22 protein-coding genes and 2 pseudogenes are annotated in these 21,264 nt (G+C 63.8%); 15 read left to right on the top strand and 9 right to left on the bottom strand.

Features of this window, described 5'->3' with window-relative positions; genetic code table 11:
* Positions 1-42 precede the first annotated feature (42 nt).
* Complete coding sequence (locus ACFXN1_RS26265; protein WP_379463688.1) at positions 43-753, top strand: transposase family protein; 711 nt, start codon at positions 43-45, stop codon at positions 751-753.
* 243 nt (positions 754-996) lie between these two features.
* On the opposite strand, the gene ACFXN1_RS26260 is transcribed toward ACFXN1_RS26265, so the two are convergent.
* Complete coding sequence (locus ACFXN1_RS26260; protein ID WP_379439150.1) at positions 997-1,302, bottom strand: hypothetical protein; 306 nt, start codon at positions 1,300-1,302, stop codon at positions 997-999.
* Positions 1,303-1,717: 415 nt separating this feature from the next.
* Here ACFXN1_RS26260 and ACFXN1_RS26255 point away from each other — a divergent pair, with 415 nt between their 5' ends.
* Positions 1,718-2,083, top strand: coding sequence for a hypothetical protein (locus tag ACFXN1_RS26255; protein ID WP_379399677.1), 366 nt, complete (start codon positions 1,718-1,720; stop codon positions 2,081-2,083).
* Between the two features lie 62 nt (positions 2,084-2,145).
* Here the strand turns inward: ACFXN1_RS26255 and ACFXN1_RS26250 are convergent, their stop codons facing one another.
* Positions 2,146-3,270, bottom strand: a complete 1,125-nt coding sequence (locus tag ACFXN1_RS26250; RefSeq protein ID WP_379439151.1) for an RNA polymerase sigma factor — start codon at positions 3,268-3,270, stop codon at positions 2,146-2,148.
* Between the two features lie 364 nt (positions 3,271-3,634).
* Positions 3,635-3,934: pseudogene (locus ACFXN1_RS26245) on the bottom strand (alpha/beta hydrolase); the annotation flags it as partial.
* Positions 3,935-4,177: 243 nt separating this feature from the next.
* On the opposite strand from ACFXN1_RS26245, the gene ACFXN1_RS26240 reads away from it, so the two are divergent.
* The 10 genes from ACFXN1_RS26240 (at position 4,178) to ACFXN1_RS26195 (ending at position 14,595) form a co-directional block, all read left to right on the top strand.
* Positions 4,178-4,849 carry a helix-turn-helix domain-containing protein gene (locus ACFXN1_RS26240; RefSeq protein WP_379439153.1) on the top strand — a complete coding sequence of 224 codons (672 nt, stop codon included), beginning with the start codon at positions 4,178-4,180 and terminating at the stop codon, positions 4,847-4,849.
* Complete coding sequence (locus tag ACFXN1_RS26235; protein ID WP_379439154.1) at positions 4,846-5,490, top strand: hypothetical protein; 645 nt, start codon at positions 4,846-4,848, stop codon at positions 5,488-5,490. The genes ACFXN1_RS26240 and ACFXN1_RS26235 overlap by 4 nt, the downstream gene beginning before the upstream one ends.
* A gap of 1,841 nt (positions 5,491-7,331) precedes the next feature.
* The gene (locus ACFXN1_RS26230; RefSeq protein WP_379444615.1) at positions 7,332-8,210 is read left to right on the top strand and encodes an amidoligase family protein; all 879 of its coding nucleotides are present in this window, start codon (positions 7,332-7,334) and stop codon (positions 8,208-8,210) included.
* Complete coding sequence (locus ACFXN1_RS26225) at positions 8,198-8,941, top strand: class II glutamine amidotransferase (RefSeq protein ID WP_379444616.1); 744 nt, start codon at positions 8,198-8,200, stop codon at positions 8,939-8,941. The genes ACFXN1_RS26230 and ACFXN1_RS26225 overlap by 13 nt, the downstream gene beginning before the upstream one ends.
* 446 nt (positions 8,942-9,387) lie before the next feature.
* Positions 9,388-10,356, top strand: coding sequence for a hypothetical protein (locus ACFXN1_RS26220; protein WP_379444618.1), 969 nt, complete (start codon positions 9,388-9,390; stop codon positions 10,354-10,356).
* Positions 10,344-11,111: a hypothetical protein gene (locus ACFXN1_RS26215; RefSeq protein ID WP_379444619.1), complete on the top strand. Its 768-nt coding sequence runs from the start codon at positions 10,344-10,346 to the stop codon at positions 11,109-11,111. Before ACFXN1_RS26220 ends, ACFXN1_RS26215 begins: the two co-directional genes overlap by 13 nt.
* A gap of 148 nt (positions 11,112-11,259) precedes the next feature.
* Complete coding sequence (locus tag ACFXN1_RS26210; protein WP_379444620.1) at positions 11,260-11,757, top strand: hypothetical protein; 498 nt, start codon at positions 11,260-11,262, stop codon at positions 11,755-11,757.
* Between the two features lie 1,225 nt (positions 11,758-12,982).
* Positions 12,983-13,564 carry a bifunctional DNA primase/polymerase gene (locus ACFXN1_RS26205; protein ID WP_379444622.1) on the top strand — a complete coding sequence of 194 codons (582 nt, stop codon included), beginning with the start codon at positions 12,983-12,985 and terminating at the stop codon, positions 13,562-13,564.
* A 127-nt stretch (positions 13,565-13,691) separates the two neighbouring features.
* Entirely contained in the window at positions 13,692-13,853 is a 162-nt protein-coding gene (locus ACFXN1_RS26200) for a hypothetical protein (RefSeq protein ID WP_379444623.1), read from the top strand.
* A gap of 517 nt (positions 13,854-14,370) precedes the next feature.
* A complete protein-coding gene (locus ACFXN1_RS26195; RefSeq protein ID WP_379444624.1) occupies positions 14,371-14,595 on the top strand; it encodes a hypothetical protein in 225 nt (74 codons plus the stop codon).
* Positions 14,596-15,202: 607 nt separating this feature from the next.
* Here ACFXN1_RS26195 and ACFXN1_RS26190 read toward each other — a convergent pair.
* Positions 15,203-15,673: a DUF2267 domain-containing protein gene (locus ACFXN1_RS26190; protein ID WP_379444626.1), complete on the bottom strand. Its 471-nt coding sequence runs from the start codon at positions 15,671-15,673 to the stop codon at positions 15,203-15,205.
* Positions 15,674-15,819: 146 nt separating this feature from the next.
* The gene (locus ACFXN1_RS26185) at positions 15,820-15,975 is read right to left on the bottom strand and encodes a hypothetical protein (protein WP_379444627.1); all 156 of its coding nucleotides are present in this window, start codon (positions 15,973-15,975) and stop codon (positions 15,820-15,822) included.
* Between the two features lie 411 nt (positions 15,976-16,386).
* Here ACFXN1_RS26185 and ACFXN1_RS26180 point away from each other — a divergent pair, with 411 nt between their 5' ends.
* Positions 16,387-16,605, top strand: a complete 219-nt coding sequence (locus ACFXN1_RS26180) for a hypothetical protein (RefSeq protein ID WP_379444629.1) — start codon at positions 16,387-16,389, stop codon at positions 16,603-16,605.
* Here the strand turns inward: ACFXN1_RS26180 and ACFXN1_RS26175 are convergent.
* Genes ACFXN1_RS26175 through ACFXN1_RS26165 form a run of 3 tightly spaced genes read right to left on the bottom strand, consistent with a single transcriptional unit; the run spans position 16,599 to position 18,275 of the window.
* Complete coding sequence (locus tag ACFXN1_RS26175; protein WP_379444630.1) at positions 16,599-17,444, bottom strand: helix-turn-helix domain-containing protein; 846 nt, start codon at positions 17,442-17,444, stop codon at positions 16,599-16,601. The genes ACFXN1_RS26180 and ACFXN1_RS26175 overlap by 7 nt on opposite strands.
* Positions 17,441-17,965, bottom strand: coding sequence for a DUF6879 family protein (locus tag ACFXN1_RS26170; RefSeq protein ID WP_379444631.1), 525 nt, complete (start codon positions 17,963-17,965; stop codon positions 17,441-17,443). Before ACFXN1_RS26170 ends, ACFXN1_RS26175 begins: the two co-directional genes overlap by 4 nt.
* Complete coding sequence (locus ACFXN1_RS26165; protein ID WP_379444633.1) at positions 17,937-18,275, bottom strand: hypothetical protein; 339 nt, start codon at positions 18,273-18,275, stop codon at positions 17,937-17,939. The genes ACFXN1_RS26170 and ACFXN1_RS26165 overlap by 29 nt, the downstream gene beginning before the upstream one ends.
* 228 nt (positions 18,276-18,503) lie before the next feature.
* Here ACFXN1_RS26165 and ACFXN1_RS26160 point away from each other — a divergent pair, with 228 nt between their 5' ends.
* Complete coding sequence (locus ACFXN1_RS26160) at positions 18,504-18,974, top strand: hypothetical protein (protein ID WP_379444634.1); 471 nt, start codon at positions 18,504-18,506, stop codon at positions 18,972-18,974.
* Between the two features lie 195 nt (positions 18,975-19,169).
* On the top strand, positions 19,170-19,703 hold the full coding sequence (locus ACFXN1_RS26155; RefSeq protein ID WP_379444636.1) for a hypothetical protein: 534 nt from the start codon (positions 19,170-19,172) through the stop codon (positions 19,701-19,703).
* Positions 19,704-19,762: 59 nt separating this feature from the next.
* Here ACFXN1_RS26155 and ACFXN1_RS26150 read toward each other — a convergent pair.
* A pseudogene (locus ACFXN1_RS26150) lies at positions 19,763-20,792 on the bottom strand (IS30 family transposase).
* Positions 20,793-21,264: the final 472 nt, after the last annotated feature.

The following is a 21,264-nucleotide window of genomic DNA, read 5'->3' as shown; positions in this document are numbered from 1 at the left end:
GGGGCGCTTGATAATTGACTGCCAACTGGTGTTCTGATCCTGGTGTGTCGAGGGGTTCTGTTCCCACACCTGGACGGGCTGGAGGTCGGTGCGGTTCATGGTGTCGACTCCCCAGTGTGCATCGACGTCGCCACGGGTGGCGAACCAGTTGATTGCCCGAGTTGCTCGGTACCGTCTCGACGGGTCCACAGCCGCTATCGGCGGCGGATGTCCGATACCTCGATCACCGGCCGGGAAGTGGTGATCGCGTTGCGGGTCTGCAGGTTGTTCTGCGACAACTTCGATTGCGGGAGGCGGACTTTCGCTGAGCAGGTGCCGCAACTGGCCGCCCGCTACGGTCGGCGGACACTCCTGTTGCAGCGGGTGTTGTGCGCGGTCGCGCTGGCGTTGGGTGGCCGCGCCGGCGCTCGGTTGACCGGACATCTGGCAGCGCGGGTGAGCCGGATGACCTTGCTGCGGCAGATCCGGGCGCTGCCCGATCCCACTCACCCGACACCGCGGGTGCTGAGTGTCGCCGACTTCGCGCTGCACCGCGGGACCCGGTGTCGCCGTCCGTGCTCGCGCCGGCTGGGCGACCTGCCAGGACCGAACCGGCCCAGGAGCGACGGACATATTGACCATCGAGCTCTTGGCCTCCGAAGGGCGGCAAATGAGCATGTTCAACCGTGCTCTAGCGTGTGCGGCACGCCGACAAGCCGCGGCCAATGGCAGTTGAGATGTCGGCGAGCCGGTCGGCGGCACTCGCGTCGATGAAGCACAGCTCATACGAGTCCGCGGCATCTGCGAACTTGAATTCCGTCACCTACACCAGGGCAGCATCGGTTCGCAGGCATCGATCGCCGATCTCGTCGACTCTCGGCGACTTCGCCTGCGCTCCAGCCGACTTCGCGCAGAGGTATCGAGATCTTCTCCCGGCAGGCTGCGTTGGCAAACCTTGGGGTGCACTGTTCAGGCTTCGGGCAGTGGCGGTTACGGCCTGAACGATGTGGTGGGTGATCAACCGAGCATGTCCCGCGCAGTACGAGTGGTGGTTGTGTGGCGTTCACGCTCGGTGAGTAGAGCGGTGAATGTGGCGTATTCGCTTGGGGGGACGCAGATCTGCCGGTGTGGCAGTGGACGTAGCCTGTCGGAGTATACGTCGTTGGGGGTGACGACGGTGTGGTCGGGTTGGTCGGTCGTGTTGTGCTGGCGGTTGATCCACGCTTGCATGTCGGGTGAGTCGATGCTGGGCAGGCTCGCTACAGCATGAACCCAGTCCAGTCCCGTGATGGCTATGGCCGCTTCTGCGACGGTCACCATCACGGCGTCGGTGCTATGCCAGCTGCCGCCCATCGCCGATCGTGCCTCTCGTGACGACCACTGAGGAAGATGGTCCGAAAGGGCCTGGACAGGTTCGGCAGCGGTGAAACCCCTCTGCATCAACGATAGACGCAATTCGTCGCTATGAGCCGTTCGATTCGCCGCGACCGCCGATGTGCCTACGCCTCTCGGCTCCGCGGCGCGACAAGCGTCGTTCGGGCCCGGTTCGCAGGCGGGGGCTGGATGGGCGCGGAGAGGGTATAGCGTGGATATAGCGGTGATTGCTCGCGTGCCGCCGTCCAGACGGTGCCATCACCCTTCAGCCGGCCAGTCCATGGTCAGACGGGAGCGTCGCAATGACGCTGCTCTACAACAATTTTCGTTCCTTATCCACCTGGCCGGGGCCGGGGTGCGGGAGATGAGCGCGCAGGACGACGCTACCGGCTCACGCCGGGCATGTCTGAACGCGGCGCTGAACGAGAGGGCCGGCGATCTCACCGATGACGATGCGGGGGTGGCAGCATTTCTGACCCTCGGTGATGACGTGGTGCGGAACCTGTTGGATGTGCTGCAGCGACTCGACCGGCTACGCGGCGTTATCGAGGACACCAAATCCACGCTGTTGCAAGTAGGTTCCGCCCGTATCGATCTGCGCGATCTGGTCGCTAGGCTGGAAACCGATTTACGTAGCGCGAACACCGCCATGCTCGCCATCGCCAGCAACTGGCTCATGTCCTCCCCTGAACGCGGCGGCCCCCTCACCATTCGGTCCACACCCCACTGACAAGACGCGGCATTCGTCCCAGGCGACGGCTATGACGAGCGCGGCGCCTGTGGGCGGATCGGTCAGTCGAGGTAGTCCTGCAGGGCCTGTGAGCGTGACGGATGGCGCAGCTTCGACATGGTCTTCGATTCGATCTGGCGAATTCGTTCACGCGTGACGCCGTAGACCTTCCCGATGTCGTCGAGGGTCCGGGGCAGCCCGTCATCCAAGCCGTAGCGCAGGCGCATCACGCCTGCTTCCCGTGGGTTGAGCGTGTCGAGCACCGACTGCAACTGGCGCTGCAGCAGGGTGAACGACACGGCGTCGATCGCGACGACAGCCTCGGTGTCCTCGATGAAGTCGCCGAGCTGGCTGCTACCTTCGTCGCCGATCGTCTGATCCAGTGAGATCGGTTCACGCGCGTACTGCCGGATCTCCAGGACCTTCGCGGGTGTGATGTCCAGTTCCTCCGCGAGCTCTTCGGGCGTGGCCTCGCGGCCCAATTGCTGCAGCAGCGCACGCTGGGCGCGTCCGAGCTTGTTGATGATCTCCACCACGTGCACCGGGATGCGAATGGTGCGGGACTGGTCGGCCATGGCGCGACTGATCGCCTGCCGGATCCACCAGGTGGCATAGGTCGAGAATTTGAATCCCTTGCGGTAATCGAACTTTTCGACCGCACGAACGAGGCCCAGATTGCCTTCCTGGATCAGGTCGAGAAAGGCCATACCGCGTCCGGTGTACCGCTTGGCGATCGATACCACCAGGCGCAGATTCGCCTCCAGCAAGTGGTTCTTGGCCTTGACGCCGTCCTGCACGACCCAGGTCAGGTCGCGGCGACGCGCGGCGGTGATACCGGACTCCGATTCGAGCTCCTCCTGCAGCTTCTCCGCCGCATACAGTCCAACCTCGATCCGGATCGCCAGATCCACCTCTTCTTCCGCAGACAGCAGGGGAACACGGCCGATCTGCTTCAGATACGCGCGCGTCGAATCCCCACCGGCCGTGAGCGCGGCTTCCTTGCGCGCCCGTCGCAGCGCCGGGGACTCGCTGTCCTCCCAGTCGGAATCATCCCCGGAACCACCTCGCTCCGCTGGGTCGACTGCGACCTCGAAGGTTGAATCCTCTTCCGGCGCATCGGTTTCGACGCTTACCGAGTCGACATCCGATGGAGGCTGGTCGGTCGTTTCGTTGGCGGAGGTTGCCACATTCGCCCTTTCGCGGGATCAGGGCGGCACCGCGATGTGAGATCCGCAGAGAGGCCTTGGACGCCCTCGGCAATCACCGAAGCCACTGGCCAGTGTACCGGCCACCAGCCGGTACACCGTGGCTGCAGCGTAGCTCGGGCAGGCAGTCGCCGGCACCGATGCGGCTGCATGCCGCTGGATTTCCATTCCGTCGCCGAGTCCTTCGTAGGCGGCGTGTCCGGAGCACCCGATCAGGGAGGCAAGTCGGCGTGTGATGCGAACAGCGCACTGACTCGCGGGTCGTACGGCGCGAGGCCTTTGAGCCACCGGGACTCGCTTCTTTGAACAAGCCCAGGGAAAGCATGGGATCGCGACGTGCCAGGGCTTACTGATCGGGGTCCTCGCCGGTGAGGTCGAGCGCTGGCGAAAAGAGAATGAGCGCCTTTGGCTGTGGAAGTCCCGCATCGCGCACCGCCTGTGCGAGCAGCAGCGTGAGGGAGGCGCCCGCGGAGTCTCCGAAGACGATGATGTTCTCCGCGCCGTGGGCTTCGGCGAGGGCGAGGTAGTGCCGCTTGATCGCGGTGGTCGTCTCCTGCCAGTCCGCTTCGGGGCCAAGCGGATAGATCGGTGCCACCACCTCGGCGTCGACCGGTCGAGCAGGCCGATCGGGATATTCCACTGGATCGTCTGGAGATCCATGATGAAGGCGGTGGGTGGACCTGACGGATCAGCATACGAACCGTGCGGTGCTGGTAGATGGGCCAGAGATCGCAGTCCGGGCGGTGGGCACGCGACCGAAGCAGCCCGGTGGTGGCATCCGATGATCGCAACCGCTCCATCTGCTCGACCACAACGAATTGGATCTAACTCGATCGTTTGGAACCGTCGGCTCTTTACAGAATAGGTCCGGAATGGGACATTATCTGTCATGAACGAGGGCGACTTCGTCAGCCTCGAAGCAGCAGCCGCAGCGCTTGGTGTTTCCGTTCGACATGCTCGTCGCCTCACGAATTCCGGACGCCTGACGCGAGTCACCCGCGGACTGCTTGATCGCGACTCGGTGGATCGTTATCTAATGTCGCAGCGCCAAGGTCGCACCCGGGCTTGGGCGGAGCACACTGCATGGGGAGCGATCACCATTCTCTCGGGTGGACGAGCCGACTGGCTCGGGCCTACGCAGACCTCGCGGATCCGAAGCACGCTTCGGAAGCTGACAGACCCAAGCGAACTGTCAGTACGGGTGCGCGACCGCGCGCATGTACGCGTATTTACAGCTCACCGCGCCGCGCTACCTCGACTTCGCACGGCCGTCGTATGCCCTGACATGGGTGCTCTCGGCATCGTCGACATCAACGAAGACCATCTCGATGGCTACATCGCCACGCACCAACTCGACAACATCATCCGAACCCTTCGACTCCGGGCAGCACCGTCCGGCAACGTCACCCTGCGCGTCACCGACTTCGACTTCGAACAAGTCGGCAAGCTCGTCTCCACAAGCGCCGTCGTTGCGGCACTCGACGCCGCAACCGCGCTCGATCCGCGCATCCGGGGAGTAGGACAACGCGCTCTGACCGAGATGCTGGAAGCCTATCGATGAGCGATCAACGACCACGACCGACACTCGAGGTCGCGTCCCCGCCCGGTGGCTGGCCTCCACCCTGGCCCAATGTCGCCGAACTGACCGACGCGCTCCCACGCGACAAATGGACTCTGGTCGGGGGACTCATGACCCAACTGCACACGATCCACTACGGACTCGGCATCGTTCGCCCGACCAACGACGTCGACATCGTGTTACACATCGAAACCCAGCGAGGCATCCCGGCAGCCTCGGCGACCGCCCTCGAAAATCTCGGATACCGTCTGCTGCCGTCCATCGACCCACGCAACAACACCGCGCACCGGTTCGTCCGCGGAACGACAACCGTCGATCTCGTCGCAGGGGTTTCGCCAGAAGAGCACGTCGACGTCCTCATCGCCGACCATCCGGCACCCAAGGTCGTCGAACGACTCCGTGGTCGCGAAATGGTCCGCGTGGAAGGCGGCACCCAAGCACTGCGCCGAACCATCAACGCACGCATCGAGATCGCGGCGGGGATAGTCGCAAACATTTCCGTACCGCGCCCATTCGGGGCCCTGATCCTCAAAGCTGCGGCCTACACGACGGATTCCCGCGATCGGGATCGCCACCTCTACGACGCCGCGGGCCTGCATCGAGGATCCGTTCGCGGAACGTGACGACTTCGCCGGCTCCGATCGACGCCGAATCTCCATGCTCGCAACCCAACTCGTACCCGACCATTCCGCCTGGCGGGCGCTACCACGCCAACATCGTGCGCAGGGCGAGACCGCCCTGGCCATCCTCTCCAACCCGGACCCGTGACACCGGAGCCAACGACTTATCCGACAACAAATCCCCCCGAAATAGAAAAGGTCAGGCCCGGCGATTGCCGGGCCTGACCTTCAAGTGGAGCTAAGGGGACTCGAACCCCTGACCCCCACACTGCCAGGGTGCCGGACTCTGTGATCCCGCGTCCCGGCATCTCCCTACTGTCCAGGTCAGACGCTCTTTCACATCCGCCGCAGGTGCTCTTGTCCACCGTGTGACGTCCCGTCTTGGCACGTTCTCGGCACGCTGGAATCAAGGGCACCACCTGCGGATACGCACAAAAGCGACCTGCTGGCCGCGCTGCACTCACAGCGGCGCCCGATTGGTGGATCTCAGGAAAGTCCGCCGTTGTCTCCGTTGCGGATGGCACAACCGGAAAGTCTCACCCAGTGCGTTGTCTACCCGCCCAGCGCAGAAGCACCGGCCCTGGCGCACGGCATGTGCCGACCGCACCTCAGACCATCAGAAGGGCTCCATATGCTATCCGATTCCTCAACATCGAAACGATCTCGACAACCGCGGCGACACAGTGTTCGATGGAACCAGCCATCGCAAGACTCGAAACCAGCACAGATGCTGTTGCGCGGCAACCGTAACCGACGCGGCGCAACCGCAGCGGGACGGGACGTTATCGTGGGTACCGATCTCAGCTGTCCCCACTGCGGACACGACGATCAGGTTCAGGCCGTGCCTGCGATTCGAGCATCTGGCGTTTCGACGATCTACGGGACCAACTACTACTCGGGAACCGGCTTCACTGGAAGCGGACTGGTACCCATCGTCGGCTCAGCCACGACTGAGCAAACACGGGTAACGAATCTTGCGCAGGCCCTCTCGCCTGAGCCGATGCTTCGCAAATCCGGGAAGTTGGTCTTGACCGGCCTTGTGCTGTTACTACCGGCGTTGTTCGCAGTGTTGGTGACGTTTGCAGCAGTTCGAGAACCGGGTCGAACCGACTCAATACCTTCTCTGATTGCGACATGGACGATCGTCACGCTTGTACTGGCAACCCCATCAATATTGCTCTTCACGACTGCGGCGAGGCGCACACGGCACACCAATCGAGTCGTACGCGGACGCCCTGTCGCATATCGACTTTGGAATGCCGGCAAGTATTGCCATCGTTGCGGATGCTGCTTTTGGCTCAACTCCATTGAGGATGTTGCGCCCGCACGGCATCCAGTCTCACCCAGCCAATTCCGCTCGATAGTCTGGACGGCCGGAGGTTACGCCGACGCATAATAGCACCCGAGCGCGCCATGACACCAAAGGCATGGCATTGAACGCACTCCGGCAATCTAGAAATTTCGAACACGAGGGCCCGCGTTCAGCCACTATCTAATTCATAAGTTCATTCATTCAGCGCCGTGACGGACCAGTCCGTCACGGCGCTTTTTGCGTCTTTACGATGCAGAAAGCGATGGTATGAATGCCTCCGAGTTCCATTTCGAACAGCGAGAGACCATATTCGGCGATCCGAGGGTCACAAACCTGCGGCAACTGCCTACAGCCGTCTTCATACTTCGGTCGCACATTCGAGGGGACAAAATTATGCAGACAGTGTTTGAGCGGCTGGGTCGAGTGTTCACGCTGCCGATTGTTCTCCCTTTCGTTTGTGGTCACGATCGATGGGAGTCGCGTGTGCCGACACTGCTCGGATCGATACTTTGACAGGTGTAACGCCTGTGGCGTGTTCACAGCCGAGAGCCGGTATGTCTCGGGTGGATTAAGAGCATGCTCAGGATGCGCGCAACGCTACACAGAATGCGCAGAATGCGGGACACTCACGCGCGATACCGGCTGCGACGAGTGCAGCTCCCACGGTTACGTCTGGAACTACAGCTACAAACCGGATCCGCGGTTCCTCGGTGTCGGCCCAGTATTTCTCGGACTCGAACTCGAGATCATCGTCCCGACCGGCGACTATCACATGTCGGCGCTCACCGTCAGTGATCATCTGGGCAGGATCGGATATCTCAAACATGACTCTTCGATTCAGCCGCTAGGTTTCGAGTTGGTGACCCATCCGATGGATTATCGATTCGCAATCGAGGAATTCCCCTGGCATTTGCTGGATCGATTGGTTGAACTGGGCTGCACGTCCGACAACAAGGTCGGCATCCATGTTCACGTCTCCCGCGACGGATTCGCTTCGCCGACTCATATCTATCGCTGGGCGAAACTTATCTACCGCAACGAGGCGCAGGCGGTCAAGCTTGCCCGCCGGCGAACTCACTTCGCGGACTTCACCGCCCGGGCTCGTCGTAAGGTGAGACACGCTGCCAAGGACGAGCTTCGTCACTATGACCTCGACCGTTATCAGGCGATTAACCCACATCCACGTCACACGCTGGAACTCCGGATCTTTGCCGGCTCGCTCGATCGTCAGCATGTGCAGGCGGCGTTGGCATTCGTCGATGCGTCGGTCGAGTACACCCGCGGGTTGACCTCCGCTGATGTCCTGCACGACGGGGGTTGGGAATGGGCGCGGTTCGTCGACTGGGTTTCGCGCCACGACAAGTACGCACCGTTGCGAGCGGAAATGGAGGCGCTGGAATGTGCTTGCTGACCTTCCTTCCCGCCGGAATCGCACCTGATCTTGACGCCTTGCGGACCGGGGCCGCGATCAATGACGAAGGCCACGGGTTCGCCGTGGTGGCTGGCGATCGTGTGGTGGTGGGGCGTGGCCTGGATGTCGAACAGGTCATCGGTGAATTTGCTCATGTCCGCGCAGAGCATCTCGATGGGCCTGCACTGTTTCACAGTAGGCTGGCCACCCACGGCACGGTCAGCCTCGACAATTGTCATCCGTTTCGGTTGGGTGGCGATCCACGAACTGTCCTGGCACACAACGGCACTCTCCCCCGGCGAGTCCGGCCTGGACCTTATGACCCACGCTCAGATACTCGCATCGCCGCCGAAACTTATCTTCCGTCGATGCCTTTCGGGTCACTTGATACACGTCACGGTCGTGCTGGGCTTGAGGCCTGGCTGGGCAAGTCCAAGCTGGTCATCCTGACCGTCAGCCCGACCTTCGCGGAGAGGGCCTATATCCTCAACGAAGACGCCGGTATCTGGAAATCCGGAATCTGGTACTCGAACAGCGGTTTTCGCGCCGATCACCGTTCACTGCTGCACTCAAGGTCCTGGCTGTATGTGTGCGAGTGCTGTGGTGACGTCGATTTCAGTCGGCGCGGTCGCTATTGCGGGCGCTGCGGATGGTGCTTCCACTGCGCCAATGCTTTCCCGCACTGCGACTGCCAGCGGCGCGCTGCGCTGCAGCTCCACAAGGTTCAGTAGTAGGGGCCACCTCCTTGCGCCATGAACCACACAGTAGCTTCTCTGCTCACTGATTCCCGCGGCCTTGTCCGCCTCTGCGTGTCTGCGGAACTCACTCGCGGACTGCATGCGTCGCCGATAACCAGCGACCGCTCTCGCACGGCCGACGACTGCCGTGTGCCCTCGATCCGCCTGCCCAACCTCGTTTCGGAGGCCGGAAAGCCATGTCCCACTTGACCATCACGCACGCCATTTGCGCGGTCTGCGAAAGCTCAGTGCCCGGCATCATCACTGATCCTCAGCGCAAGCCGATCTGTGAACAGTGCACCCGTCTGCCGTTTTGTCACCGATGCGGTGAACGCGCACAGCATGCGCACCACAGCCTCGACGACGAGTTGCTGTGTGGCAAATGTATTCAGAATCTGAAGCAATGTGAGCGCTGCGATCGCTACGGGCCCGGCACCAGCATGGAGACAACGATCTACTGCGGTCTCGCATGTGAGGAGTGCTCGCGCGACGACTACGACCGCTGTGACGACTGCCATTACCTCGCGGTGGAACTGCACGACGTCCACAACGGGGACAGCGTGTGTTCGGATTGCGTGGGCAGCTATCACGAATGTGGCGACTGCTCACACCTGATCAGCTACGACGAGGATTACTGCTCGGACTGCCGCTACGGCCGCCACGACGACCGCATCCAGTACTACTCCTACAAACCCGATCCCGTCTTCCACGGCGACGGCGACCTTCATCTCGGGCTCGAACTGGAGGTGAAGACCCGCCCGTCGACGCTGCGGCGCTGCGTCGACATCGCCCTCGAGCATCTGGGCAGTCTCGGATATCTCAAAGAAGACGGGTCGATCGGCAACAACGGGTTCGAAATGGTCACCCACCCCATGAGCTACCCCTGGGCGATCATGCACTTCCCCTGGGCCATGCTGCCCGAACTGGATGCTGGCGGAGCATACATCGACGCCGACGTCGGAATCCACGTCCATGTGTCCCGCTCGGGATTCGCCACCCCCGCTCACGTCTATAGGTGGATGAAATTCGTCTACCGCAACGAGTTCCAGGCCACTCAACTCGCTCGACGCACCTCCACCGAATGGGCGAACTTCGATTCCGATGCACGTGCGGAGATCGTGAACTACGCCAAGGGCGACCGTGAGGGCTTTGGCCGCTATCAGGCGATCAACGTCTATCCCGAACACACCTACGAAGTCCGCATATTCGCCAGTTCCCTTCACCCCCAACAGGTTCAAGCCGCATTGGCGTTCGTCGCCGCATCGGTCGAGTACACCCGCGAGCTGACCAGCGCCGATATCGCCCGCCGACGGGGCTGGGAATGGACCGCGTTCGTCACCTGGGTGCGTAGTCACACCGCTTACTCGCCGCTGCTGGCAGAAATGGAGGCCCTCTCGTGTGCATCCTGAGCTTCTACAAATCCGGCATCACCCCCGACGCCGACGCCTTGCGCGACGGGGCCATGGCCAACCCTCACGGCCACGGGTACGCCATCGTGGCCGACGACCGGATCCTCGTCGGCCGCGGACTGCACGGCGATCTCGTTATCGACGAATTCCTCACGACCAGAGCACAGTTCCCCGATCAACCCGCGCTGTTCCACTCTCGGCTGGCGACTCACGGCTACATCGGCACCGAGAACTGCCATCCCTTCGCCCTCGGCGGTGACGAGCGGACTGTAATGGCCCACAACGGGATCCTGCCCGACATCGTTCATCCCCCAGTCGGGGACCTGCGGTCCGACACTCGCATCGCCGCCGAGGACTTCCTTCCCCTCGCGCCCTTCGGGCCGTTGGACTCGTGGACCGGCAGAACCGGCCTCGAAGAGTGGCTAGGCACCGACAAGATGGTCATTCTCACGGTCGATCCGCGATACAAGCACCGCGCTTACCTGTTCAACGAACATCACGGGCATTGGAGCACTGACGGCATCTGGTACTCCAACGGCTCCTATCTCTGGCGCTACGGATCCGAGCTCGGTCCGGGCAGCTATCTACTCGACGGCTGCGACTACTGCGGCGCCGACGACCTTGAGCACAATGGCCCACACTGCCCAGTCTGCGGTTACTGCCAGGACTGCTGGCGCGAATTCCCGCACTGCACCTGCACGCCACTTGAGGGCACCGAACGCTACGCCGACATCGATTTCTCCACCGCCGCATAGCAGTTCGGACCAACCGACCCAACGGGTGCCGCACCGGCAGTTGAGGCCACGCCCCGACAACGACGGAGTCCAATGACAAGTCTTGCTGTGCAACCGATTACATCACGACGCTGCCATCCCACCCCGCGCCCGGTAGGCGGTGAACCAAATGAATAGTGATCTCGACACCCACATCGCACGGGTGCGCGTCGATCCGTGCAACCAGGAAGCGCTGCCGCCACCAGCCGTAGCCGGCGTCCTCGTTGTAGGCTACCGCGCCTCCTTCCACGATCGGCCGACCGCGGGCACTCGGATCACCGCCTTCCCGCGTGTGGCAGCGGCCGCACTACATCGACCTTCGATACCCACAATGGCCTTGGTGTCGGTGGAACCGGCCACCCGAGTCGTCAGGGTGTGCCCGGACGGGCGACACGAGACCGGCTGGAGCGAGGACCTCTTTCCCGAATTCGTCGGATGGCGAATCCGCTGGTCTCTGCTGCCTGTCGATGCCGACTTCGCAGGCGGATTCGTGATTGCCGAGGGTTCGTGGGCCGCGGGCGGCTATCAAGCGGTACTGACCCGCAGCGCACTCGACGACGCCCCCGGCGCTCCGACGATCGTGGCGATCCACAACACCAATCCATGGACCGGCCGGAGCCGCTGGTGATCGACAGTGTCACCGCGTTGGTCGCGTGGATCGAAGCGGCACTGCCGCCGATCGACCCCGATCGGTACGAACCGTGGCAGGCAGCCCCGCCGAATCCCTCAGCTCTCACGGCCGAGATCCACATCCATGTCGAATCGCCCGGCCACTCTCCGCGCACAGCCACCGTGACGCTCTCAGCTGCCCCCATCACCGATCGACGGGCCTTCGGCTGCGCGTCCAATCCCGCCCACTGCCGAGGAGATTCCGTATGACTTCCCGTGTACCGGAACCAAATTCGCTCCGTCCACCAATTCTCGCCTGCCTGCACGATAGCCCGACCGCGCAAGGACTGACCATCCCGTTCCTACCCTCGCCCACCGAGGCCGACACTCGCAAGCTTGGGACCATCGTGACCGGATTTCCCCGGTTTGGGGCGCAGTGGATCCCAAGCGGTATTCGCTCGTCCTCGCTCTCGGGCTCTGCCAGGTATGCGGTCGCGGTCTCGGTGACCGTGTCGTGGTATTCGTCCGGCCGCAGGACTGGCTGCGCGGCATCGGCCCAGAGGCATGCCCGCATCAAACCCCGAATGCGCCGACTATTCCGCACGCGGCTGTCCCGTGCTGGCAGGCCGTATGCCGCAATACCGTTCCACCGCAGTCGCCGCCCGCATCACCCCGTGCAACGATCCTGAATGCGGATGCCGCGAGTGGACACGTCCCGACGCCGGCTCCGAAGAAGCACAGCGGGCTGGACAACCCGCCGACGCCTGGTACGCGCTCTGGCTCGGCGACGACTACCAAATCGTGCACCACCCCGGTGACGGGGCCTCATCCTGCGGATCCGGAAAGTACGCGATGCGGCTGTCCCCGCGACCACGGTGCTCGATCTCATGGCAGCCGCGGACGAACTGGCCCGGCTCACCGACGACACGCGTTCTTGACTGGCGCCGCCGCCAGCTCAGAGGACCCCGTTCCTATGTCCGTACAGCGCTTCGACCGCCTACCTGACGGCACCCTCGGCTGCTACTAGTCCGGCTGCACCAATCCAGCGACACGATGGATCGATATGGAGCGGTGGGAATTCGACGCTGGCTCTCCACCCCTACTGCGACGAACACGGCGACATCGACCCCTGCGACCCGAGCCATCTGTATCGCATCGGGCGCATCCTCACTTGAGGTCCCGACACAGGGCTTCTCACCTCCCCGGTCGGGGCCCGCTCGACAACACGATCTGAGCGAACCAGCATGCACCCCTATCACTTTCGAGATGCCGCACTGCGGACAGCTCACCGCGGCTGGCATGTCTTCCCATTGCGGCCCCATTCAAAAACCCCCGCTATCGGCAACTGGCCACAACAGGCCACCACCGACCCCGTCCGCATCCATCAATTCTGGCCCCGTAACAGCAGACGAAACATCGCGGTCGCTTGTGGACCGAGCCGGCTATTCGTCATCGATCTCGACATCGCAACCACCCGCGTCGACAAATCCATCGCCCAGCCCACCGACGGGCGTAATACGTTAGGCCAGTTGGCCATTCGTCACCGCAAGCCGGTTCCCGCACCCACGCTGACGGTCTCCACCCCCTCGACGGGCTACCATCTCTACTACCGGTCTCCTCCTCGGCCGAGGCTGGGCAACTCGATCGGCCTACTCAAACCTCACATCGATACGCGGGCACACGGCGGGTACGTCGTTGCCGCCGGGTCACGCCTACCGCACGGCGCGTATCGAGTCGTCGACCCGCACCCGGCCGATCCCGCTGCCGCACCGGATCATCGACCTGCTGACTCCACCACCACCGTCGATTCCGCCGCTACACGGTGATCGTCCGCGATATCCCGACGCGTATGTCCGCACTGCTCTGGCCAGACAGGCCGACCGCGTCCGCGCCGCCGCACCCGGCACACGTCATCGAACCCTGCTACTGGCGGCCAACAGTCTCGGCAGACTGGTGGGCCGCGGGCTTCTCGACTGCGGCGACGCCTATGCCAGGCTCTACGCCGCCGCCTCACACCACATCGGAATCGATCAATTCACCGCCACCGAGGCCGACCGCAGCATCACCGACGGCCTCGACTACGCCGCCGGCCGCACCCACGCAGCGACGCCATGACCCCTCAGGTGCTGCTTTTACCAGTCCAGCTCACCGGCGACCAGATCGGTAAGGGCTTTGGCGCTTCCGTCGATCAATGAAAGGCCAACTTCCCTGTGACACCACATCTTCGGCTGCTGTCGTTGGGCGCCGGGGTCCAGTCGACAACCTTGCTGCTGTTGATCGCGCACGGCAGATTGACCATGATCGACGCAGCGATCTTCGCGGATACCCGGTGGGAACCCGAAGCGGTCTAGACCCATGAGACACCAAGCCCGACAAGCGCATCAGGAGGACCTTCCCCACATCCACACGCCCGACGCACAGAACGTCTTTCTATGCCGAGTTGAGTGCGTTCAGGTACCGCCGCATACCCCGGGCGGCCCGAGACCGGAGCCATCAAGCCCGGTGATTCGATTCGTTTCGATTCCCCGCCAATCCGGATGCCAGCAAACTTTCCGCGTACGCTTGAGCGCTGGATCGATGACGAACGAAGGCGTTGCTGTTCGGCGGTAACCAACCGGCAGAGGAGATGGGTATGGACCAGCAGCAGTTCATTGCCACCCGGCGGGAGTTCGACGAGATCGATACAGACCAGGACGGTTTCATCACCTTCGATGACGCACTCGTGTGGGGTATGGCCCAGGACCCGGAAGTGCGCGACATCGTCGGGCGCCGCATCAAGGAAGACCGCATCTGGGCGGAGGGGCAAGTCTCCTTCGAGGAGTTCCGGCGCTACAAGGAGCTGACCAGCCACTCATAGGTATGGCGAGCAAGGACATCGTGGTGACGGTGAGCGAGGACGACTGGCTCACGTTGAACGATGCCGCCGAGTGCGCGGGGATGGGCGTGGCGGCCTACGTCTGGTGGGGAGTCCGGCTGATGGCGATCCTGGCCCCCGCCCCGGCGGCGCGAAACAGGACAGCCGTGCCGCTAGCCCGAAGACGCGACCGCGCGCGTCCGGGCTCAGTGAGGAACCGGAGACCGCTGGACGCAGACCTTCGCCCGGCGCTTGTCGTCTCGCGGGGACCGGCATCCCCCGACACCGAGCTGTGGGCTGAAGCGGTGGGGGATGTGTGTCGCGGCGTGGCGGGGGGCCGGTGCGCAGTCGCGCACCTACGATGATCGGTGGTCATCCGGCAATGGCCACGGCCATGGTCGGGTAGCTGCTGTTTGAGATGTGTACACCCCGCCCGGTTCTGCCCTTCCGTCCGCAGGCCGGGTGGGGCCACGTCCCGGCGGCGCGGCACTGCGGATTCAGGTGAGTTCGTGGACCCGACCGGTTGCCCGGTGGGTGATCTTGCCCTGATGCGAGCAAAGGTTCCGATTGATGACCCATTCCGGTCGGCGGGATGTGACCGGCGTTACTCTTATCGCAGGTCAGCGAACAACCAACTACCTCCCAGGTTCGCTGACCTGCCATGTGCGGCTCCCAATGGCCGCGATCCGCACCATAGTCCAGTGCCGCCAGGGCTGTCCTGACGGCACTGTTGCGTCATAACCCCGGCCCGGCCAGGGTCACGCTCGGGCGACGGATTCGGCGGATCGACCGTTATTGGGCGACCGGTTCGACCGAGCGAGGAGCGCAGAACGCGAACTGGCCTGCCACGCCGGTTACGTCCAATATCCGTGTGACGCAGTACGACCCGTCGATGCACATCTTGCGGTGGCACCGGTCCCTCCAGCAGGCCCGGCAACTGCTGACCATACTGATGGCGGACCGCTGCCGGCAGAGACCGTGCACAGGTGGACAACACCGCCATGACGGCCTCGCGGGCCTGCCCGCGGGTGTCGAGTTCGGCTAACTGCTGCACGGCCTCGATGATCTCGTCACACTTCATGGTGATTCGACGATGCTGGTGATCTCGATCTCGGCTACTGGTGATCTCCGCTCATCGTACGTGGCCGCGACGGCGGTGAACTGCGGCAACCGAACTCCTCGTCTGCCGCATACCGCGTTCTGTCGCACACCGCGGTGGGCTTCCCGCTAGACGATGTCCTCCGGCGGGGGCAGCAGTGGATACGGCCGGGTCGAGTTCTGGTGCTCGATCCGCGCCCGGCATTCCGGGCACAACATGGACATGTAGCCAGATCCGACCGGCCGTTCTCTACAGATCTCGCACATCTTCGGTTCGTCTGCCACCGGCAGATTCTAACCAAGCGGTCGGTTATCATTCGCACATGGGTTCGAGTAGCCAGCGGCGTGTCTGGTACCTGCACCCGGACGGGCATGCGATCGAGTCCGACGAGCTCATCGAAAGGGTGGGTTAAACCGCCGCCGATCTTCTGCCCGGCAGGCCACGTCCTTAACGCGCGCGGCAAGACGGTGGGCTGGACCGCATGCCGGACCGGTCCGGGCCCAGCCTGCGACGGTCACCTTCTCCACATCTGCGGGATCTGCCGGGGCTGCGTGTTCCAGCCGGCACTCGGGCCTGGATGCAACCCGGTTGCCCTCGACAGTCGGGCGGCGCTACATGGCGAGTGACCATCTCTTGCTGCGGTCCTCGACGTACTCGCAGATATCGAGCCGACCGAGGTTTTCGACGGGCGCGAGGTGCTGCGCTCGGTCCGGCCGGTGGTCGACCCGGCGCCGGGTCTGGACGAGGTCGACGAGGTGCTCGGGCTGCTCGCCCTGCCGATGCTCGGCGGCGTGGTCGCGGTCCGACCGGGAACATACCGGCGGGGCGCGGCTGGCGAGATCGTGCTCGATCGCCTGCGCCGACTTGCCGACGTCGTCCGTCAGGTTGGCGATGAGGTCGACGACCGCTACTGACCCTCGGCGTTGCGGCGTTCGGCCGCGGCCAGAATGAGCGCGCGTGCAGCGCTGCCAGTAACCGAGAGCTCGGCGAGCATGTCGAATGTCCTTCCGTACACCGCGATCTCGCGCGGCTGGGTGATCGTCAGCTCGGCCGTTATGGTCTCGACGGTGGTCATGCGATCGTCGAACATGACGAAATTCGTTGTCTGCTGCGGAATCTCAGCGACGGCCGGGACGATTCCGACAATGACCCGAGGAAGTCCGATCGCGACGAGCAGGCGGTCGAGCTGCCCGATCATCACGGAGTCATCGCCGACGGTAGTCAGCAGGGTCTGCTCGGCCAGCACGATATGGAACCGCCGGTCGCCGCGATAGAGGAACTGCTGACGTTCCATGCGTTTCGCGACGCCGGCGTCTATGTCGTCGGTCAATCCGTGCCGGGCGACGGACCGTTCCAGGATCCCGCGCGCATATTCGGGTGTCTGCAAAATGCCTGGTATCAGCACATTCTGATAGATGCGGGTGAGTTTGGTTCGTTCGGCGAGCCGGACCAGTACGTCTTGACTGCGCCCGGTGCCGCCGCTGAGCAGGCGCCGCATTTCCATGTATGCGGCGTCGATGTTGTGCAGCGTGGCGAGCAGATCGTCGAGCTGAGCCTCGGCGTGGGCGTGCGTGCAGTAGGCGCGCACGTCGGCGTCCGAGACGCGCAGCTTGCCGTATTCGAGCTTGGATACTTTGGACTCGTGCCAGCCTGCCAGTGTGGCGAGCTGACGCCCGGAAAGCTGTGCCCTGCGCCTGATTTCACGCAAGCGCTGGCCGAGGGCTTCCCGAGCGTCCTGGGCGGCGTTCGTCACCTGGCGACGGTGCCGGCGTATTCGGCGTACGGCGTCGCGATGGACCAGAGCCGGTCTCGCACGCCGCGGCAGTACTCGGCGATCCGCGGATCGCCGGTAACCGCCATTCCGGCGGGCCGGCCGTCGTCGTCGACGAGGTTGTACGCGACGAGCTCGCCGTCGAACAGCCACCAGTCATCCGGCGGGACGTCTCCGGCGAGGTGCCGCGGGACATACCGGATGTCTTCGCCAGCGGCGACGTTGCTGCCGGTGATCGACAGCAACCAGCGCTGATAGTCCGAGTGCGGGGCGCTCACGACTCGCACCCTTCGAACTGCGACCCCGCGGGCGGTCGTCTCCCGCATGAACTGCGTCCACGGTCGCCGGTCATAGTCGGTTGTGTCGGGCTCGCCCGCGAGGAACCGCCTCAGCCCTTCGGATTCCGATGCGACTGCATACGAGTCGCGCACCTCGAGGTGGAACGCCTCGCGTTGCGCCTCGCGGAACAGATCATCACCGGCGGGTCCGGGGACTATCAGCACCGTAGAACGTCCTCTCTCGCTTCGGTACCTCGACCGCGGTCTCGTCGGTCGCCAAGGTGAGTTGGCCGATCGTCTCGGCGTCGGTGATCGGCTGGCCAGAGACCGCGAACGTGCCGCGCCCAGTGTCGGTCATGGTCGCACCGATGAACGTATCCGGATCCGCGAAACCTGGCAGTAGATGCGGGATTTCGACGGTGTCAGGCCGGTCGGTCTTCCAGCCCTGGACGAGGAAACTGTCCCGGTCGGTGGCGTACAGGGACGGGCAGTCTCGATCTCCGGATCCGCCCTTGCCAAGGAATGTCAGCCGCATGATTCGGCTCCCTCAGTTGTGGAATGCGCGGTGTTCCCACGCATTTCCATCATCGGCCCGCGTGCAAGAACTTGGTTGGTGTTTGGGTATTTCTTCCAAGTTCTTGCACACTCCTCGCTGCTGACCGCGCTCGATTCCTACCGTCCAGGTAGGCACTCGGGGCCGGTGATCGTCGTCCCGGCCCCGAGTCGCCCCAAACGACGACGAGACGACGACAAGGGGCGGACCGTGACCGACGCGCCGGAACCAGACGACTACCCGGACCCACTAGCGGAAGCGCTCGAAATGGCAAGGAGCCTCGCGCAACCGGACAAGGCCGTGATCTACATCTTCCGTCCACTGCTGACCACGAAGGCGGATCTGGACTGGGCGGAGTTCTACGCCCGGCAGAGAGCCCACGCGTTGGGCCTACGGGTTGCATGGGTGCTCACGGTGGACAATTCGCACCAGGACCGAATGGGGATGCTGTACCGGCTGCTCCGCCAAATCGATTGCGCTGTGGTGATCACTCCCAGCATGGCGCATGTGGGCGGAAACCCGCGGCGCGTAACGGCTTTCGCGGACCTCCAGACCGTGGACCCGGCCGAGTGCCACCACTGGCGAACCAAGGTATTCGCCACCGACTTGGCCGAGGCGCTGGCGCTCGAGCCCGTAGACCATTCCGATGCTCGAGAGCCGAGAGAGGGGGTGAAGCGATAGACGACTGAGAGCACTTCGCACGAAGGCCCGGCCCCCGATTGCAACCGTGCCCAGGGCCTTCCGGAGCCCCCAGCCATAGGAGAAGGCTGGGGGCTCTCGCTTGTGCGCTGACAATGCGTGCCTGAATGGTCTGTATCCATAGCCCGCAAGCTGTCGTTAGCTGTACTCCCGCGCCACACTCACCGAGGGGACAATATGAGAGCCACTGTCGCACTTCCGTTCACATTTTCCGCCCTGCTGCTCGCCGGTTGCGGGACTGCCGACGATAAGCCTCATGCCGCACCCAGCTCGCCGCCGGCCAGCACGACGACCGCGGCCGCGTCGGTCGCGCCGAGCGCCGAGCCGGCCGCCTGCTACCCGTCGTCGCCCGCGAACGATCCGGAACTGAACGCGTTCCTGGAAGGGCTCCAGTTGCCTGCTGGCGTGCAGGCGGTAACCGGGCGCGTCAGCACGCAGAGCGACAAGCCAGGGCTCGTCGGCGTCGCTATCGACCTGTGCGTCCCGACGTCCAGGAATTCCGATGCGCTGCGGCCGATCGCGACCGATATCGCGAAGGCACTCAAGGGGACCGACCTCGGCGGCCGGACGTTCGCGCTGTACGTCGCGGACATGGATCCGGCCTACAAGACGGAAGCGAAAATCAAGGATCCGGACTACAAATTGCACCTGTGGAACGGCAAACCCTCGGCGAAAGCTGAGCTGTCGACATGGCAGGTTGTCACGGGCTGAAACGCCGAAAAATGCGCCCCGGCACGGGCGAATTCAAGGAGTCGACGCAACGTTGACTGTTAGGCGGCCAGTAGATCACGAAGGCGCTCGGCTGGGGTATCCCAGTCGAGCGTTTTTCGTGGGCGGTCGTTGAGCTGCTGGGCGACGTGCTCGAGGTCTTCGGGGCTGTAGGCGTTCAGATCGGTGCCCTTGGGGAAGTATTGGCGTAGAAGGCCGTTGGTGTTTTCGTTGGAGCCGCGCTGCCAGGGACTGGCCGGGTCGCAGAAGTAGACGGGCATGCCGGTGGCCATGCTGAACTGCTTGTGTCGCGCCATTTCGGAGCCCTGGTCCCAGGTCAGCGACCCGCGCAGGTGGGCGGGCAGGGTCGAGATCGTGGCGATGAGCCCGTCGCGGACGGCTTCGGCGTGGTGCCCGAGAGGCAGGTGGACCAGCATCGTGTAGCGGGTCGAGCGTTCGACCAGGGTGCCGATCGCCGACTGGTGTCCCTTGCCGATGATGAGGTCGCCCTCCCAATGCCCCGGGACAGCGCGGTCGGCGACCTCGGCCGGCCGGTCGCTGATCATGATCATGGTGTCGACGAAGCGCTGGTTGCGGCGATCCGAGCGGCGTCGCGGGGCGCGATAGGCGCGCCCGGAGCGCAACGCTTGCGCGACCTCGCGCCGCAGACCGCCGCGGGCCTGCAAATACAAAGCCTGATAGATCGTCTCGTGGCTCACCCGCATACTTTCGTCGTCGGGAAAGTCCTTGCGCAGCCGATTGGCGATCTGTTCCGGCGAGCGCCGCCGGGCCAGCCCTCCCACCACTTCGGCGCGCAGGGCGTGGTGGATCACCAGTTTCGCGTGTTTCGGGCGCCGACGGGTGCGGGCCGCGGTTTGATTGGCCCGGTAGGGCAGATAGCTGCCCTCGACGCTGTGTGCTCTGACCTCGCGCGACACGGTCGATGTGCTTGCCGATCCGTGCGGCGATCACGGTCAGCGAGTGACCGGCGAGCAGGCCGTCGGCGATGTCGATTCGATTCTGCAGCGACAGATAGCGCTCACCGGCTGCCGCCGGTCCGGTGTAGCGAACTCGCCGGCCATCGTCTTCGATCTTGCTCACGGCAGTTTTGTAGCGGTGTTTGTTCTTGTAGTCCACCACGGTGCCGTCCGGGCGGATCCGGGTGTTGCCCGTGTGGCGAATCCCTGCCCGCCAGTCCTTGCCGGTGCGTTCGTTGATCCCGACCTCGGCCGAGGCCCGGACGTTCGACCAGCCCTGCCCGATCAGCTCCAGGTATCGTTTCTTGGCCTCGACCTTCCCGCGGGGCGATCCCGGCTGGAACATGCCCTCGGCCAACAGAATCCGGCGAGCCACCGAGAACGGCACGTTCGCCGCCTTCGCGGCCTGATTCACCGAACCCGTCGCCTCGAACACCGACTTGATCAGCACCGGGTTCACAGGCCGTGGCGATCTGCGGCGTCCGCCCCCGGACCGGCCCAGCTTCCGAAGGATCGCATACCCGCGTCCCCGCGAAAGACCCAGCGACTTCGAGGCTTCGGTCACCGTGGCACCAGCATCGACCAAA

This window comes from Nocardia sp. NPDC059154 (genome assembly GCF_042755705.1).
Lineage (GTDB): Bacteria > Actinomycetota > Actinomycetes > Mycobacteriales > Mycobacteriaceae > Nocardia.
This window is presented reverse-complemented; position numbering and strand designations above follow the sequence as displayed.

What these genes read in the sequence shown, in the direction of transcription:
- ACFXN1_RS26210 (WP_379444620.1), top strand. Translation starts at nt 11,260, where the DNA reads ATGAATAGTGATCTCGACACCCACATCGCACGGGTGCGCGTCGATCCG.
- ACFXN1_RS26240 (WP_379439153.1), top strand. Translation starts at nt 4,178, where the DNA reads ATGAACGAGGGCGACTTCGTCAGCCTCGAAGCAGCAGCCGCAGCGCTT.
- ACFXN1_RS26220 (WP_379444618.1), top strand. Translation starts at nt 9,388, where the DNA reads ATGGAGACAACGATCTACTGCGGTCTCGCATGTGAGGAGTGCTCGCGC.
- ACFXN1_RS26255 (WP_379399677.1), top strand. Translation starts at nt 1,718, where the DNA reads ATGAGCGCGCAGGACGACGCTACCGGCTCACGCCGGGCATGTCTGAAC.
- ACFXN1_RS26235 (WP_379439154.1), top strand. Translation starts at nt 4,846, where the DNA reads ATGAGCGATCAACGACCACGACCGACACTCGAGGTCGCGTCCCCGCCC.
- ACFXN1_RS26155 (WP_379444636.1), top strand. Translation starts at nt 19,170, where the DNA reads ATGAGAGCCACTGTCGCACTTCCGTTCACATTTTCCGCCCTGCTGCTC.
- ACFXN1_RS26225 (WP_379444616.1), top strand. Translation starts at nt 8,198, where the DNA reads ATGTGCTTGCTGACCTTCCTTCCCGCCGGAATCGCACCTGATCTTGAC.
- ACFXN1_RS26165 (WP_379444633.1), bottom strand. Translation starts at nt 18,275, where the DNA reads ATGCGGCTGACATTCCTTGGCAAGGGCGGATCCGGAGATCGAGACTGC.
- ACFXN1_RS26205 (WP_379444622.1), top strand. Translation starts at nt 12,983, where the DNA reads ATGCACCCCTATCACTTTCGAGATGCCGCACTGCGGACAGCTCACCGC.
- ACFXN1_RS26190 (WP_379444626.1), bottom strand. Translation starts at nt 15,673, where the DNA reads ATGAAGTGTGACGAGATCATCGAGGCCGTGCAGCAGTTAGCCGAACTC.
- ACFXN1_RS26195 (WP_379444624.1), top strand. Translation starts at nt 14,371, where the DNA reads ATGGACCAGCAGCAGTTCATTGCCACCCGGCGGGAGTTCGACGAGATC.